The sequence below is a fragment of the Streptomyces sp. NPDC091416 genome (assembly GCF_044756845.1).
Classification (GTDB): Bacteria; Actinomycetota; Actinomycetes; order Streptomycetales; family Streptomycetaceae; genus Streptomyces.
Map to the genome: position 1 here is coordinate 226,932 of NZ_JBIVTU010000014.1, position 14,750 is coordinate 241,681.

Annotated in this window: 16 protein-coding genes; 4 read left to right on the forward strand and 12 right to left on the reverse strand. The window is 68.7% G+C overall.

What is annotated here, in order from left to right; all coding sequences use genetic code 11:
- Positions 1-4: 4 nt before the first annotated feature.
- Both arsB and ACIQMX_RS33895 read right to left on the reverse strand, forming a co-directional pair.
- The gene (gene arsB / locus ACIQMX_RS33890; RefSeq protein ID WP_402483878.1) at positions 5-1,126 is read right to left on the reverse strand and encodes an ACR3 family arsenite efflux transporter; all 1,122 of its coding nucleotides are present in this window, start codon (positions 1,124-1,126) and stop codon (positions 5-7) included.
- On the reverse strand, positions 1,123-1,431 hold the full coding sequence (locus ACIQMX_RS33895; protein ID WP_145764059.1) for a helix-turn-helix transcriptional regulator: 309 nt from the start codon (positions 1,429-1,431) through the stop codon (positions 1,123-1,125). The genes arsB and ACIQMX_RS33895 overlap by 4 nt, the downstream gene beginning before the upstream one ends.
- 95 nt (positions 1,432-1,526) lie before the next feature.
- Here ACIQMX_RS33895 and ACIQMX_RS33900 point away from each other — a divergent pair, with 95 nt between their 5' ends.
- Both ACIQMX_RS33900 and trxB read left to right on the forward strand, forming a co-directional pair.
- Positions 1,527-1,949 carry an arsenate reductase ArsC gene (locus tag ACIQMX_RS33900; protein ID WP_402483881.1) on the forward strand — a complete coding sequence of 141 codons (423 nt, stop codon included), beginning with the start codon at positions 1,527-1,529 and terminating at the stop codon, positions 1,947-1,949.
- Entirely contained in the window at positions 1,946-2,950 is a 1,005-nt protein-coding gene (gene trxB / locus ACIQMX_RS33905; RefSeq protein WP_402483883.1) for a thioredoxin-disulfide reductase, read from the forward strand. Before ACIQMX_RS33900 ends, trxB begins: the two co-directional genes overlap by 4 nt.
- A 47-nt stretch (positions 2,951-2,997) precedes the next feature.
- Here trxB and ACIQMX_RS33910 read toward each other — a convergent pair whose 3' ends face one another.
- The 7 genes from ACIQMX_RS33910 to ACIQMX_RS33940 form a co-directional block, all read right to left on the reverse strand.
- Positions 2,998-4,071, reverse strand: a complete 1,074-nt coding sequence (locus ACIQMX_RS33910; protein WP_402483885.1) for a serine hydrolase domain-containing protein — start codon at positions 4,069-4,071, stop codon at positions 2,998-3,000.
- A 99-nt stretch (positions 4,072-4,170) separates the two neighbouring features.
- The gene (locus ACIQMX_RS33915) at positions 4,171-5,292 is read right to left on the reverse strand and encodes a glycosyltransferase family 4 protein (protein ID WP_402483887.1); all 1,122 of its coding nucleotides are present in this window, start codon (positions 5,290-5,292) and stop codon (positions 4,171-4,173) included.
- Positions 5,289-5,825, reverse strand: coding sequence for a dCTP deaminase domain-containing protein (locus ACIQMX_RS33920; protein ID WP_402483889.1), 537 nt, complete (start codon positions 5,823-5,825; stop codon positions 5,289-5,291). The genes ACIQMX_RS33915 and ACIQMX_RS33920 overlap by 4 nt, the downstream gene beginning before the upstream one ends.
- Entirely contained in the window at positions 5,822-6,361 is a 540-nt protein-coding gene (gene dcd / locus ACIQMX_RS33925) for a dCTP deaminase (RefSeq protein WP_402483891.1), read from the reverse strand. Before dcd ends, ACIQMX_RS33920 begins: the two co-directional genes overlap by 4 nt.
- On the reverse strand, positions 6,342-7,592 hold the full coding sequence (locus ACIQMX_RS33930) for a metallophosphoesterase (RefSeq protein ID WP_402483893.1): 1,251 nt from the start codon (positions 7,590-7,592) through the stop codon (positions 6,342-6,344). Before ACIQMX_RS33930 ends, dcd begins: the two co-directional genes overlap by 20 nt.
- Positions 7,589-8,872 (reverse strand): UDP-N-acetylglucosamine 1-carboxyvinyltransferase, encoded by a 1,284-nt coding sequence (locus tag ACIQMX_RS33935; RefSeq protein ID WP_402483957.1) that lies wholly within the window; start codon positions 8,870-8,872, stop codon positions 7,589-7,591. The genes ACIQMX_RS33930 and ACIQMX_RS33935 overlap by 4 nt, the downstream gene beginning before the upstream one ends.
- A gap of 39 nt (positions 8,873-8,911) precedes the next feature.
- Positions 8,912-9,373: an ATP-binding protein gene (locus ACIQMX_RS33940; protein ID WP_402483895.1), complete on the reverse strand. Its 462-nt coding sequence runs from the start codon at positions 9,371-9,373 to the stop codon at positions 8,912-8,914.
- 148 nt (positions 9,374-9,521) lie between these two features.
- On the opposite strand from ACIQMX_RS33940, the gene ACIQMX_RS33945 reads away from it, so the two are divergent.
- Complete coding sequence (locus ACIQMX_RS33945) at positions 9,522-10,793, forward strand: helix-turn-helix domain-containing protein (protein WP_402483897.1); 1,272 nt, start codon at positions 9,522-9,524, stop codon at positions 10,791-10,793.
- The gene (locus ACIQMX_RS33950; protein ID WP_402483899.1) at positions 10,790-11,347 is read left to right on the forward strand and encodes a flavoprotein; all 558 of its coding nucleotides are present in this window, start codon (positions 10,790-10,792) and stop codon (positions 11,345-11,347) included. Before ACIQMX_RS33945 ends, ACIQMX_RS33950 begins: the two co-directional genes overlap by 4 nt.
- Here ACIQMX_RS33950 and ACIQMX_RS33955 read toward each other — a convergent pair whose 3' ends face one another.
- The 3 genes from ACIQMX_RS33955 to ACIQMX_RS33965 form a co-directional block, all read right to left on the reverse strand.
- A complete protein-coding gene (locus ACIQMX_RS33955; RefSeq protein WP_402483901.1) occupies positions 11,348-13,051 on the reverse strand; it encodes a mobilization protein in 1,704 nt (567 codons plus the stop codon).
- A gap of 4 nt (positions 13,052-13,055) precedes the next feature.
- On the reverse strand, positions 13,056-13,457 hold the full coding sequence (locus tag ACIQMX_RS33960) for a plasmid mobilization protein (RefSeq protein ID WP_402483903.1): 402 nt from the start codon (positions 13,455-13,457) through the stop codon (positions 13,056-13,058).
- A gap of 392 nt (positions 13,458-13,849) precedes the next feature.
- Complete coding sequence (locus ACIQMX_RS33965) at positions 13,850-14,719, reverse strand: DUF2637 domain-containing protein (protein ID WP_402483905.1); 870 nt, start codon at positions 14,717-14,719, stop codon at positions 13,850-13,852.
- Positions 14,720-14,750 lie beyond the last annotated feature (31 nt).

The following is a 14,750-nucleotide window of genomic DNA, read 5'->3' on the forward strand; positions in this document are numbered from 1 at the left end:
CGCCTCAGGCGTCCTTTTGCGGGGTGGCGAGGGCTGAGGGGGCGAACTTCTTGCGCCAGGCCAGTGCGACGTACACCAGGCCGATCAGGACGGGGACCTCGATGAGCGGGCCGACGACGCCCGACAGCGCCTGGCCGGAGGTGACGCCGAAGGTGGCGATGGCGACGGCGATGGCCAGCTCGAAGTTGTTGCCCGCGGCGGTGAACGCGAGCGTGGTGGTGCGGTCGTACGCGAGGCCGAGGCCCTTGCCCAGGAGGAAGGTCCCGAAGAACATGATCGCGAAGTAGACCAGGAGCGGCAGCGCGATCCGCACGACGTCCAGCGGCTGGGAGGTGATGGTCTTCCCCTGGAGTGCGAAGAGGATGACGATCGTGAACAGTAGCCCGTACAGCGCCCAGGGGCCGATCTTCGGCAGGAACTTCGCCTCGTAGTTCTCGCGGCCCATCTTCTGCTCGCCGATGCGGCGGGTGAGGAAGCCGGCCAGCAGCGGGATACCGAGGAAGATGACGACGTTCAGCGCGATGTGCCAGACCGATACGTCCAGGCCCTGACCGTCGCCGAGGTTCATCCAGCGCGGCAGCAGGTCGAGGTAGAACCAGCCCAGCAGGCCGAATGCGAACACCTGGAACACCGAGTTCAGGGCGACGAGAACAGCGGCGGCTTCGCGGTCGCCGCAGGCGAGGTCGTTCCAGATGATGACCATGGCGATGCAGCGGGCGAGGCCGACGATGATCAGGCCCGTACGGTACTCGGGCAGGTCCGACAGGAAGATCCACGCCAGGGCGAACATGACGGCGGGCCCGACGATCCAGTTGATGACCAGCGAGGACACCATCAGTTTGCGGTCGCCGGTAACGGTGTCGAGCTTGTCGTAGCGGACCTTGGCCAGCACCGGATACATCATGACCAGCAGGCCGAGCGCGATCGGCAGGGAGATCCCGCCGATCTCGATCTTCGCGAGCGCGTCGTTCATCCCCGGGATCAGGCGGCCCAGGCCGAGACCGACGGCCATGGCGAGCAGGATCCATACCGCGAGGTAGCGGTCGAGGGTGGAGAGCTTCTTGACGATCGAATCGTCCCCACCGCCGACCGGAGCGGGAGAGGTGGTGGGCTCGGTGGACGTCACGGGCAGGCCCTCTTGTTCTCGGAAGCGGTGCGGGCGGAGTCGGCCAGTGCGGCGAACTGCTCGGAGAGCCCGGCCAGGACCTCGGGCTTGAGCTTGTAGTAGGTGAAGCGACCGCAGGGCTCGGTCTCCACCACCCCGGCCTCGCGCAGGACCTTCATGTGGTTGGAGAGGTTGGTCTGCTTCGCGCCGGTCTCCTCGACCAGGTGCGTCGTACAGAGCGTCTCGCGCGCCAGCAGGGTCACGATCTGGAGGCGGAGCGGATCGCCCAGCACCCGGATCAGATCAGGATCGACTGAAGTCAGCATGCACTGATACTCTCACATCATTACCCGCTGATACCAGCGGGGGCTGAAGTCATTGGCGGGTGAGTTCCGCCGTGCGACGAGAGAGAACGATCATCATGGCCGACTCTTCCGGCAAGCCGTCCGTCCTGTTCGTCTGTGTCCACAATGCGGGTCGCTCCCAGATGGCGGCCGCCTGGCTGACCCATCTGGCCGGGGACCGGGTCGAGGTCCGTTCCGCCGGCTCGAATCCGGGCGCCGCCGTCAACCCCGCCGCCGTCGAGGCGATGGCCGAGGTCGGCATCGACATCTCCGCCGAGACCCCGAAGATCCTCACGACCGACGCGGTCCGCGAGTCCGACGTGTGCATCACGATGGGCTGCGGCGACACCTGCCCCGTCTTCCCCGGCAAGCGCTACCTCGACTGGAAGCTGGACGACCCGGCCGGCCAGGGCGTGGAAGCCGTCCGCCCCATCCGCGACGAGATCAAGACCCTGGTCGAGGGCCTGATCAAGGAGATCGCCCCGGAGGCCACGGCGTGAGCGAGATACGTGACGTCGTCATCATCGGGTCCGGCCCCGCCGGCTACACCGCCGCCCTCTACACCGCCCGCGCCCAGCTGCGGCCCGTCCTCTTCGGCAGCAGCATCTTCGTCGGCGGCTCCCTGACCACCACCACCGAGGTCGAGAACTTCCCCGGCTTCCCCGACGGTGTCGACGGCCCCGACCTCATGGACAAGATGCGGGCCCAGGCCGAGAAGTTCGGCGCCGAGATGATCGACGACGACATCACCGACGTCGACCTCGCCGGCCCCGTGAAACTCCTCACCGACTCCGCCGGCACCGTCCACCGAGCCAGGACGGTGATCGTCGCGACCGGCTCCGGCTACCGCAAGCTCGGCATACCCGGAGAAGAAGAACTCTCCGGCCGCGGTGTGTCCTGGTGCGCCACCTGCGATGGATTCTTCTTCCGGGACCGCGACATCGTCGTGGTCGGCGGCGGGGACACCGCCATGGAGGAGGCCACCTTCCTGACCCGCTTCGCGAAGTCTGTGACCGTCGTCCACCGCCGCTCCGCCCTGCGCGCCTCGAAGGTCATGCAGAACCGGGCTTTCGCCGACGACAAGATCTCCTTCGCCTTCGACACCGAGGTCGCCGAACTCAGACAGGACGGTCCCATGCTCGGCGGCATTGTCCTCCGGGACGTCTTCACCGGCGCCACACGCGATGTCGCGGCCACCGGGCTGTTCATCGCGATCGGGCATGACCCGCGTACCGACCTCTTCCGCGGTCAGCTCGATCTGGACGAGGAGGGATACCTCAAGGTCGCCGCACCCACCACCCGGACGAACATCCCCGGTGTCTTCGGCGCAGGCGACGTCGTGGACCACACGTACAGGCAGGCCATCACCGCAGCCGGCAGCGGCGCTTCGGCGGCTCTGGACGCCGAGCGCTACCTGTCCGCACTCACGGCCGGCGACCTGGCAGGCGCACCTGACGCGGCGAGACTGGACCTCAGCGAGGTGTCGCCCAGCGTGCTGTGAAGCGCGTACCTGGGGGCGTCGGCCGCGGGCATCGTCCTTCGCGTGTCTTATGCGACCGCGAAGGACAGCCTGCGGTCTAAGTCGAAGGCGAGCCCACGAAAGGCGTTGCGGATGTCCGTCAGGGGCTGGCGGTCGCGGGTGTAGTAGAGCTTGTTGGTCAGGAGCACTGCCCAACGTTGTTGACGGGGCGAGATCCACATGCCCGTGCCGGTGAAGCCGTAGTGGACCCAGATATCGTCGGTTGGGGTAGTACCGGGCGCGGGGTGCCAGAACAGGCCGCGTACCGGCTGCAGGTCGCCGGTCTGGATGGTCAGGGATTCCGCGGTCCAGGCGGAGCCGAACCCTGCCCGGCTGGGCGCGTTGACGGGGTCGAGCATGTAGCGCAGGAAGACGCAGAGGTCGTCCATGACGGTGAAGGCGCCGGCAATCCCGCACACTCCGCCCAAGAGCCGTGCGGAGAAGTCGTGGGCGATGCCCTTGAGGTGGGCGTCGGTCTCCGGGTCGAGTTCGGTCGGGGCGCATCGTGAGGCGGTCTCGGCGGGCAGCGGCCCGAAGCGGGTCGTATGCATGCCCAGCGGCTGCCACGTCCGCTGAGTCGCGAGCTCGTTGAGGCGCTGGCCGGCGAGATGCTCGGCGAGGTATCCGAGGATGAGAGCGGCTCGATCGGTGTACTCGACGGCCTCGCCGGGGGGACGGTGCAGGGCTTCGTGGAGGACTCCGTCACGAACGTCTTGTGGGTCCGTGCCATAGAGGTTCTTGAGCTGGGCTCGCAGCGGAACGCCGGCCGTATGGGTCAGCAGTTGGCGGGCGGTTGCGCCCCCGAGCGGATGGCCGTCGACTTCGGACCAGAAGGTGCCGAGTGGGATGTCGAGAGCGAGTTTGCCTTCCTCCCAGAGGGCGCCGATCGATGCCCACACCGCGAGGATCTTCGTCAGGCTGGCGGCATCGAAAATGGTGTCGGGCCGCATCGGCGTACCTGGGTCGTCGGGGTCTAGCACTCCGGCGGAGCCGGAGACGTGGATGCCGGCAGCGTCACCGACGGCCCATACGGCGCCTGGGTAGACCTTGTCGCGGACGCCTTCGCTCAGGAGCTGTTCGATGCTGTCGGTGCGGTACGTCATGGTCTCCCTGTTCGCCGTGTGCATCCCGCCGGGTCAGCGTAGTGACGTGGGCGGGTCCGATGGGCGATCGGCGTGGCGGCATCGTCTGCTGTGCGACGTTCATGTGAGCCGGCGGCCCAGGTCGGTCAGGGCTTGAGCAGTCGTCGAAAGTGGGTAGCGGGCGGCATTCGCGTAGCCCGCCTGCCGCAGAGCGGGCAGCAGTCCCGGTGCGGTCCGCAGCCGGTTCAGGTCGCGGGCGAGTGCGGTGGACTGCGTGAAGTCGGTGACCACTCCGGACCCTGCGAGGACCTCGGTGAGGCCGGGCACGGGCTGGTACAGAACAGGCAGGCCGCAGGCTTGGGCCTCCAGCGCGACCAGGCCCATGGCCTCCAGGGTGGTCGATGGCAGGACCAGCACGTCGTGCTCGGTGAAGGCTTTCCACAGCTGTGGACGGCGGAGCCAGCCGAGATAGCGGGCCCGCACGCCGGCCCGCTGGAGCAGCGGGGTCAAGGCGCGGAACTGGGCTCTGGGGGCGGCGAGGCTCAGCTCGACGCCCGGAATGGGAGCCAGGCCGGTGATGAGGCGCTCGACGCCCTTCTCGGATGTCAGCCGTCCTGCGTACAGGACTCGCAGATGGCTGGTTGACGTGCGGGCGGGCCGGGCCGGTGGATCAGTGAGCAGATGGTCGGGGATGCCCCACGGGATGTGGACGACCTTGCGGCGGTCTGTTTGCGGGGCGAGTTTGAGCAGGTGATCGGCCATGGCGCCGGTGGATACCACGATTGCGTCGGAGGCCCTCGCCGTCTCGCGCAGTACCTGGAGCTGGTCGCGGTGGGCTTCGGCAAACAGCAGGTCGGTGCCGTGGACCATCGCGATCCTTGGGTGTGCCGGCAGAGCCCGCAGCAGGGCGGGGGTGGCGCCGAACGCGAGATGGTGCAAGTGCAGAACGCCGATCTGCGCGGGATCGATCGCTGTCACCAGGGCGCGGCGCAGGGTCGCAACGTAGCGACTGAAGCCGGCGCCTTCCAGGCACTTCCCGGACACGGAGAGCAGGTCGAGGCCCGATGGGAGGCGAGGTCTGGGGCTCGCGGGCGCCAGCATGAAGGCGCGCGCCGGGATGAGGGGCTCGGCGCCGGTATAGAGATCGAGGAAGAGTTCGACGCTGCCGCCGGGGCTGCCGGCTGGAAGGTCCAGGAAGGTAGCTGCCAGAGGGCCCGCGGTTGGGCGAACGACGGACTTCACAACGCTCCTTGGGGGATCTCTTCGTACAGGCGGGAGATGTCGATGCCGTTCGTCGCCGCGTACTTCGCGCGTTGTTGCTGGTAACTGGACGGGCTGCCGACGGTGGTGAGGAAGACGAGCTTGCCGAAGGTCATCCCCGGGTAGACGCGGGCGGGCCTGGCGACACGGATCTCCAAGGTCCAGCGGATCGCGTGGCCCTGGTGGCCGAGCGGCGCGGAGACGTGGACCCAGATGCCGAGGGCGCCGATGGTGCGGTCCCCGTTGAGGAGCTGTGCGTATGTTTCCGAGCCGGTCTTCTCCAGGGTGACGCCGAGGTAGAGCACTCCGGGTCGCAGGACCAAACCGGAGGTGGGGATGGGGTGTTCGGTGAAGGTGGTGCGGGTGGCGGCGTCGAGGTCGCCGTCACAGATGCGGATCGTGTCGCCCAGCCGCCAGTCGTACGCATTGGGTGAGATTCGCGCGGGCTCATAGGGGGAGATGGTGATCTGTCCCGTGCTGACGGCAGCGGCGATGGCTGAGCCTGTGAGGATCACGAGGCGACCGCCTGGATGGGCGTGGTGTCCTGCCAGTAGCGGGAGGGCTGGGGGCCGGCGGCGCCCTGGTACTTGCCGCGGTACAGGTCGACGTCGCCGGTGGAGACGAAGAACATGATCTGTCCGATCTTCATGCCCGCGTACACCCGTAGAGGGCGGATGGGCGAGAGCATCAAGGTCCACTGTCCGTGGAAGCCGATGTCGCCGATCGGTGCGGTGATCTCGACGAACAGGCCGAGGCGTCCGACCGAGGAGCGGCCGAAGAGCAGGGGGACGAAGATGTCTGAGCCGACCTCCTCGACGGTGTGGCCGAGGTACAGCTCGCCGGGCTGCAGGACGTATCCGTTGTCGCCGATCTGGATTGAGCGTGTGGGATTGGTCTGGTGGGCGTCGATCACCTTGGCGGCATACGTCAGCAAGGTCGGACCGAGGCGGACGTTGTAGCTGTTGGGGTTCGTCTGGTCCGGGGTGAAGGGGGAGATTCGTAAGCGCCCGTTGGCCACGGCAGCCTTGATCTCAGGTCCGGTGAGGATCATTACTGGCCTCCTTCTTGGGAGTCGGCGGAGCTGGCGAGCGAGTGGTCAGGACATGGCTTACGGCTTGGCGAAGGCGTAAGCCTGCTTGATGAGTTCGCCCGCCGAGGTAGCTGTCGGCGAGGTAGTCGGTGGTCAGCACGGTTCGGATCGCCGGGGGAAGAGGTGCAGGGACGACGATCAGAGGGCCGACAAGTTCGGTGAGGTGGTCGAGCAGCTTGTCGTGGTCCTGGACGTGCTGCTCGGGGAGGAAGGCATGCACGAGCTGGTTGCCGAAGGGCTCGATGGCCAGCAGGTCGCCGAGGGTCAGCGTGGCGCCGAGTGGCACGGGACGCAGGGCGGTCTCGTTGAGGATGACCGCGTCAGCGCCGAGGCCGGAGTGCAGTCGGCCGGCGATCTCTTCGAGCAGTCTGCGGCGAGCCAAGGGTGCATCGCGGAGGCGCTCGTCCACAGCGCCGATGGGGCTTCTCAGCCGCAGTCCGATGGCTGAGATCTTCTCCATCAGCGAGGTGAGTTCGTGAGGAACGGAATGAGCATCGGGGAAGCACCCGATGCGGGCGCCCCAGCCGCTGCCGACAGGCTCGGCGGCGGCGTATCCGGCACCGAGTTCGCGGCCCTTGACCACGAGGGTGTCGCCGACGTGCACGGGGCCGAAGCGGTCGCTGTGGCAGTGCCCGGCGAAGATGACATCGGCGCGCGGGCAGGCTGCGGCCAGCTTCAGGTCCTCCTCGAAGCCGGAGTGGGACAGCACCATCCACGCGTCAGCGCAGTGGTGGTTCTCCTGCATCACTTCGTGCAGCGCCTGTGCGGGGTTGCTGATGCGGTGGCCGGCGCGCTGGTCGGCAGGGATGGCGTTGAACGCCTGCGGGCCCATCACCGCGGTGACAGCGACTCGTCGTCCTCCGATGTCCTGGATGCGTACTCGGTCGAAGAGTGGCGTGCCGCAGTCGTCGGTTGTGTTCGCGCACACCGTCATCCGGTGCAGCCGCGGCTCGAAGTAGTGCGGCCACCCGTGGTTTCCGGGCGCGAGCAGGTCGTACAGAGTGGTGAGGACTTCGCGCTCGATGCGTCCTTCGCCGAGGTGGTAGTAGCCGCTCCCCTCGAAGAAGTCTCCGCAGTCCACGATCAGGCTGTCGGGCCTCGCAGCGTGGAGGTGGGCGAGCATCGGAGCGGCCGAGTCGAAGGCGGAGTGGACGTCGGTGGTCGCGATGATTTGCCGTAGTTGCCGGTTCACGGGATCACCTCGCAGATGTCGGCTCCGAGGGCGTGCAGCTTGACGGGCAGGTCGGCGTGGCCGCGCCGGAGCTGTTCGAGGCCGCCGAGGGTGGTCACGCCGTGAGCGGTGAGGCCAGCGATGAGCAGGGCGGAGCCCGTGCGGATGTCGGTGGCCTCTACTCCGGCGCCGGTGAGCCGTTGCGGCCCGGCGAAGCGGCACTGTGTGGGCGAGAGCTCGTCGATCGTGGCTCCGAGGCGGGCGAGCTGGGGCAGCAGGTTGCGGTGGCGGCCGGGGTTGATGTCGTCGGCGAACAGGTGGGTGCCGGGCAAGGTGAGGGCCAGGGCCAGCAGCGCGGGCTCGAAGTCCGCGTCCAGGCCGCCAGGGGACAGAGAGGCAATGGCTCGCAGTGGTCGGCCGGTGGGCTGAGCGTCCTGGGCCTGCACGGTGAGGGTGCCGTCCTCGGCCTCGGCTGGAATGCCGAGCCAGCGCAGCGCGGTGATGAGGGGGGTGATGTCGTCGCGGTGTACGCCGAGGATGCGCGCGTTGCCGCCTGTTACCGCGACTGCGCAGGCCAGGGTGCCCGCTTCGATCTTGTCGCCGGGCACCCGCCACGCGATCTCCTCGCCGGAGATGGATCGAGGCGGCTGAAGGGTGAGGACGGCCTCGCTGACCCGGCACTCCCACCCGGAGATCCTCAACGCTTCTACGACACTGAGCACTTCGGGTGACAGGTTCGGTTGGCCCAGTCGCAGCGGCCGTCCGGCGACGACCGTGCGCAGGACAGCGGCGATGCTCGCTCCGCGGGACCGGAAGGGGAGCATGATCGACACCGTCCCGCGTCCGCCAGTGGCTGCTTCCACGAGGTAGCCGCGGTCATCGACGGTCGAGCGGTCACCGAACCGCTCGTACACCTTGAAGTGCTGCTCCATCCCGCGTTCCCCGATGGCGCAGCCGCCCGGCCACGGCAGCCGGGCCCGCCCATAGGCGCCGAGAAGTGCCGGGACCAGGTAGTACGAGGCCCTGATACGAGCAGCGACCTCGGGGGCGGGGTCCGGCCGTTGCTTGTCGCTCGGCAGGATCACCGTGGTGTGTGGATCGCTGACCGGGCGGGTCGCGTGCCAGCCGGTCTGCTGGAGGAGGGTGAGCATCGTTCTGACATCCGTGTTGGCCGGGACGTTGCTCAGGTGCACCGGGCGGTGCATGGCTGCGGCGGCGGCCAGCAGGGGCAGGGCCGCGTTCTTCGACCCGTCTACGGTCACGGCCCCGGCGAGCGGAACGCTCGGGCGCACGGCGACCACTTCAGCGGCGACTGGGGGAATGCGTACGGCTGGCAACAGTCAGCTCCTCATCTGGGGCACGTGTGTCGCGGCGGCTGGAAGCGGAGCGCTGAGATCGAGCTCGGCCCAGCAGCGCTTACCGGAAGGCAGTGGGTCGAATCCGTGGCGGTCGGCGAGTGCGGCGACGAGGAACAGGCCGCGTCCGTCTTCCTCTTCCGCATCCGGCAGGCCGACTTCCGGGATGTCGAAGCTGGTGTCGATCACGGCGATCCGCAGCGCCTTGCCGCTGAGGTAGGCGCCGGCTGTGATCGGTCCTTTGTGTGCGTGCCGTACCGCGTTGGTGATCAGCTCCGAGGCCACCAACACAGCCGCATCCAGGAGTGCAGGTCCGAGAACGGCGCCCCAACCCCGTATCTCCTCGGCGATCTGCCGGCGCGCCGACGCGGCGCCGGCAGGTGTGCCGGGGACGGGAATCCGGATGTGGTGCGCTTCCATGAGCGGCCTCCTGATCGGTTCGGCCACTCCACGTAACCGCTGGACGGGCCTCTCGAACCAGGGCGTGTGCGGGTGCTGCATCGTCTATGCAGGAGCTGCATCACAGTGCACTGCCAGTCCCTTACGCTCGGTTGGGAAGGCAGGATCGGCGACGGCGGGAGGAGCCGTGGCACAGATGGCCGAAGAGCACAGCGAAGCGAGACGGATCGGTGAAGTGATCCGTCAGGCCCGCGTATTACAGCGGCGTTCGCAGAGGGAAGTCGCCTCCGCCCTGGGCTATCACCAGTCCAAGGTGAGCCGCCTGGAAGGCGGCAGGGGCACGGACGACATCCGCATGCTGCGCGAGGTCGCGCGCGTGCTGGCGATTCCGCCCCACCGCCTCGGCCTCGCCGCCACCTCGGACATCAACCACTCCGAACCCGAGACAGAGGACATGCACCGCCGTACCGTTCTCGCCGCCGGCGTCGCCGCGCTCGCGGCCCCTACCCTCCCCGGCACCGCCCATCAGGACCTGGTCCAGTCCCTGCTGCCTGGATCAGCCCGTGTGAGTGACGAACCGGTGCCGGATCTCCAGAGCGTGCGAGACCAAGTCGCAGGTGTGCGACGCCTCTTCTGCACCTGCGATTACACAAAGCTGGAAGGCGCGCTGCCCGTCCTGATCGGGCAGTTACGGCAGGCCATCAGCGATAGTCCCGGATCGAGCGACCTGTCCGGGCTCCTCGCCACGGCGTACCAGACCTCGGCGAGCCTGCTGCTCAAGCAGAGCGACCAGGGCAATGCCTGGCTCGCGGTCGGACGCGCCATGGCCGAGGCCGAACGCTCCGGCGATCCTGTCGTCCTCGCCTCCAGCGTCCGCGTTCACGCCCACGCTCTGGCCCGTGACAGCCACACCGCTCAAGCCGTCGTTCTCGTCCGGCACACCGCCGACCAGCTCACGGGCTCGTACGACCAGCGCTCCCCGAAGTACCTCGCGGCACTCGGACTGCTGCTTCTGCGCGGGGTCACCGCCGCCAGCAGCGGCGGCGACCGCTCCGCTACCCGGGACTTCCTCACCGAGGCGAAGGAAGTCGCCCGCTACGTGGCACTCGACAGCCCCGACGCCTGGGCCAACTTCAGCCCGACCAACGTCGCCCTGCACGGACTCAGCGCGGCGGTGGCCTTCGGCGACGCCGGCGTCGCCCTGGACACCGCCCGGCCTCTCATGCGCCGCCACATCCCCGTCCCCGAGCGTCGTGCCGCCCTGTGGATCGAGGCCGGCCGCGCCTACAGCCAGCAGGGCCGCCTGGCGGACGGGTACCAGGCCCTTCGCATCGCAGAAAGCTGCGCGGCCCAGGACATCCGCCGACCTGCCGTCCGTGAGCTGGTGGCCGACATGGCCGCCCGCGACCGCCGTCGTACGCTGCCGGAACTGCACCGTTTCAGCCGTCAACTGGGAGTCCCCGCGTGAGTGATCAGCCGGACCGGCAGACCAAGAAGCCCTTCCTCTACGTCGTCGTGTGCGCCTCCGGCATCGCCGGCGACGTCGGCATCCTGATCACCGCGGCCCAGAAGGCGAACTGGGATGTGGGTGTCGTCGCCACCCCGCAGGGCCTCGGATTCATAGACGCCGAGGCGGTCGAGGCACAGACCGGCTACCCGATCCGCTCCGCCTGGCGCTCGCCCGGCGACCCACGGCCGCTACCGCCCGCCGACGCCATCGCGGTGGCCCCGGCCACCTTCAACACGATCAACAAATGGGCTGCCGGGATCTCGGACACCCTGGCGCTGGGCATCCTGTGCGAGGCGTACGGCTTCGGCATCCCTACTGCCGTCATGCCCTACCTGAACTCGGCGCAGGCCGCCCATCCCGCATACAGCCAGAGCCTGGAGCGGCTGCGCGAGATGGGCGTCCTGATCGGTTCGTACGAGCCCCATAAGCCGAAGGCCGGCGGTGGCGCGGACCAGTACCGCTGGGAAGAGGCGCTGGAGCTGCTTACTCCCAAACTGTCCGCACCGGCCTGATCACCGCCGCCGTGCTGGTAGTGGTGCCTGTGGCGGCGGAGGTGCTGCTGCCTGGTGGATAGGGGCAGCAGCGCGTAGTGGGGTGCTGCGCGCCCTGGCCGCCTGTGCGCGGGGACCAGGGGCGTGACGGTCACCAAGGCGGCGGATGCGCCAGGTCAGCGCGCGGGCGGGGCTGTGGGCGTCGTCCAGGGTGCGCTGGCCGAGGGCCTGACCGAGGACGGTCGTCGCGTTGTGCCCGACAGCCTCTGCTTCGGCGAGCACGGCGGTGAGTGCGTCCCAGGCGGGGTCGTTGAGAATGCGCTCGGCGTGCTCCGGCACGGCCTGCTGGAGGTGGTGGGCGTAGCGGTGCTTCATCTGAGGGCTGGGGGCACGCTGTGCGAGGCCAGTCAGGACCGGCTCGGCGACCTGGGCGTACGCGACCTGAAGGTGTACGAGAGCCTGTTCTGCTGCCGCTTCCTGCTGGGCGTGCTGGTGGGTGCGGTGCCAGTGCATGGCGAGCACTACTGCCGTGAGCACGGTGTCCAGCAGCATGGCGATTCCCGACCCGTCGCCGTCCGAGGGCCGGTCTCGCCAGATCGTTTGGATTCCCCGCCGCAGAGCGTGGGTGCTGGCGAGGTCGGCCGCGATGCGGGAGCGGGTGGCGCGCTCGAAGACGACAGCGGCTCGTTCCAGTTCGGCCTTCGCCGCGGTCGGTGCGTTGATCGGCAGTAGATCCAGCGTCGCGCCGAGTAGGACCAGTTGGCCTTGGGCGGTCCGGTCGTCGCCGTGGGTGAGGTGGTGGGGGATGCGCTCCGCAGCGGCGGTGGCTTGGTGCCATGGGTTGCCCGGCCGGATGGTGACCGGTTCGGGGCTGGTGGTGGCGAGGCTCTTGCGGATCTTGGGCAGAGACAGGTCGGGGGCGAGGGTGGAGCCCGCGTAGAAGACTGGCTCGCCCTTGTCGTTGGTGTCGTGGGGCAGGGCGAAGTTGCAGCCGAGCGCATCACCGGAGGGGCAGCGCTTGAAGCGCACAGCTACTCCTGTGCTCTCCAGCAGTGCGAAGAACTCGGCCTCGTCGGACGCTGCGGCAACCGCGCGGCGTACCTGCAGACGCAGGACATCACGGGCGGCGGCGCCCTGGCCCAGGCGCTTGGCCTTGAAGTGCTCCTTGCTGGTGTGGTGCTTGGCGCCGGTGCCGTCTCCTGGCTTCAACCGCCGGAGCCCGTAGTCGATTTCGATTGAGCGTGCCTCGCGCTGGACTGCGCGCTGGTCGTAGCCGCGCTCGGGCCGACGGCCGTCGTGGCGTACGAGGGTGGCGGCGATGTGGATGTGGTCGTCGGCGTGACGGACGGCCACCCAGCGGCAGGCTTCCTCGTCCCCGTCGGGGGCTATGCCGGCGGCGGCCACTATTCGGCGGGCGATGTCCGCCCACTGCCCGTCGCTGAGGATCGGGTCTTCGGGCGCGGCGCGGACGGGGCAGTGCCACACGGTGTCCCTGGGGGCCTTGTCGCCCAGCATCTTCACGGGCTGGTCGAGTTGTGCAACGAGCTGGGCCTGCACGTCCTTCGGGTCGCGGTGGGGGCTGCGGCCGGGGTCTGGGGCGAAGCCGTTCCAGGAGGCCACCAGGTGTGGGTCGGTGTGCTCGTTGGCCCGTCCCTTGCCGAAGAGGTAGGCGATGGTGTGTTGTGTGGCTTTCGGGCCCGCGCCGAGGATGATTTTGGGTATCACCAGCTCACCGGGCCTCGGTGACCTGGGCGATGGCGGTGTCCAGTTCGTCGATGGACGCCTCGACGCGGGCCAAGAGCCTTTGGACGGTAGCGGGGTGGGGCCAGGCGCCGTCCTTGTTGAGGTGATGGGTGAGCTGATTGAGGTTGCTGCCGATCTTGCCGAGCTGTCCGTTGGCGGCCATGAGCGTCTTCACCATGGCGCGATAGTCGGCGACAGCTGCGGTGGGGTCGCTGGCACGGGCAGCGGCAAGGGAGCACTCGGCCACGTAGCCACCGGTCGCCATGCCGCTCAGAGCGGCGGCGTTCTTGACGAGGGCGAACTCGTGGTCGTTGTAGCGGGGGTGGACGCGGCGCTCGCGCAACTGCTTGTCACGCAGGCGGCGACGCGGCGCTGGCTGCTGCGGCACGCTCGACGACGGCTTGGTGTCTCCTGACCCGGCCAGCTCCCCCGGGCCGGCCGACTCCGGTGCTGCCTCGGCGCCGGATGCCTCCGCCTCCCCTGGGGCGGAGGTCGGGTAAGGACTCCTTACCCGACAACTTGCTCCGTCTGAAGCAGCCCGTCCGAGTGCCTGCCGTACGCGTTCCGTCAGCGCAGGCGACTTCGTCAGCGGTATCTGTTCCTTGGGGTGGTGTGGATCGTGCGTCATGAACGGTTCTCCAGACGAGGGGGTGGGGTGGGCTCTCGGGACGGGTCCGTGAGCTGCGAGCGGTCACACGGACCCGTCCATGGGCGTGATGAGCCAGTAGTGACCGGCTGGCCGGGTGACCGGAACGGGTTCCGGTCACCCGGCGGGTTTGGTCAGCCGCTGGATGGACCGCTTTCGGCGGAGGCTGTGAGTTCGTTCCGGAGGACGTTCGTCACCTCGGTCAGCCGCTCACTGGAAATCGGAAGGCCCTTGTCCTCAACTGCCTTCCGGACAGTGGCTCGGGTGAGTTTCCCCTGCTCAGCACAGGCAGCCCTGCCGATCTCCACGAGATCCCTGAGCGGGGCGCCGGGCGGGCGGCCACCGCGGGACTTGGTCTCCGTAACGTCCGCAGGAGGTTCCGGAGGCCCATCGGGCACGGCGGCCGGTGGCTCGGTGAGCGTGCCGGGTTCCGCTGGCTCCGCTGATATTCGGGCGGCCCGGAGGGGGGTGGTGACCGATGCCCTCAGCACTTGCCCGGAACCTGCGAGCGGGTGCTGGTCCACGAGCTGGTGGATCTGCCGCATCAGTACGGCGAAGGCCACCATCGCGGCTGCCGGTGGAACCGCGGCCACCACGTAGTCGAGGAAAGGGACGTCACCGGTTTCGCGTGTGCCGCTGACCCCGGCGACGTTCAGGGCGATGGAGCCGACAGAGCCGATGGCGGTCACGGCGATGGCCCATCGGTCGGTGACCTGGCGCAGTCCTGCGCGGAGCATGAGCAGCTCACCCGCGACGATGAAGGCGTCCAGGGTGGCGGGCCACGCCCAGCGGCGGACCGGTGAATCTCCCAGCCCGTGCTGCCCGGCGACGTCGGCCAGGTGCGCGTAGGAGAGACAGAACGCTCCGGCGGTCAGGGCGACGATGACGATGCCGGCCGCGATGAGCGCGTAGCGCTCGGCAGCGCCATGGGGCGCTGCGGGCTGTCCTTCGGTCGTTCGGTTGTCCGGCTGGTGGTGCGGGGGTGAGAGGGGAGGGGTGGGCAAGCGGGTGCTCCTGGGGTGGTGGTGTGGGGCG

What these genes read in the sequence shown, in the direction of transcription:
- ACIQMX_RS33900 (WP_402483881.1), top strand. Translation starts at nt 1,527, where the DNA reads ATGGCCGACTCTTCCGGCAAGCCGTCCGTCCTGTTCGTCTGTGTCCAC.
- ACIQMX_RS33910 (WP_402483885.1), bottom strand. Translation starts at nt 4,071, where the DNA reads ATGACGTACCGCACCGACAGCATCGAACAGCTCCTGAGCGAAGGCGTC.
- ACIQMX_RS33945 (WP_402483897.1), top strand. Translation starts at nt 9,522, where the DNA reads ATGGCCGAAGAGCACAGCGAAGCGAGACGGATCGGTGAAGTGATCCGT.
- ACIQMX_RS33895 (WP_145764059.1), bottom strand. Translation starts at nt 1,431, where the DNA reads ATGCTGACTTCAGTCGATCCTGATCTGATCCGGGTGCTGGGCGATCCG.
- dcd (WP_402483891.1), bottom strand. Translation starts at nt 6,361, where the DNA reads ATGATCCTCACCGGACCTGAGATCAAGGCTGCCGTGGCCAACGGGCGC.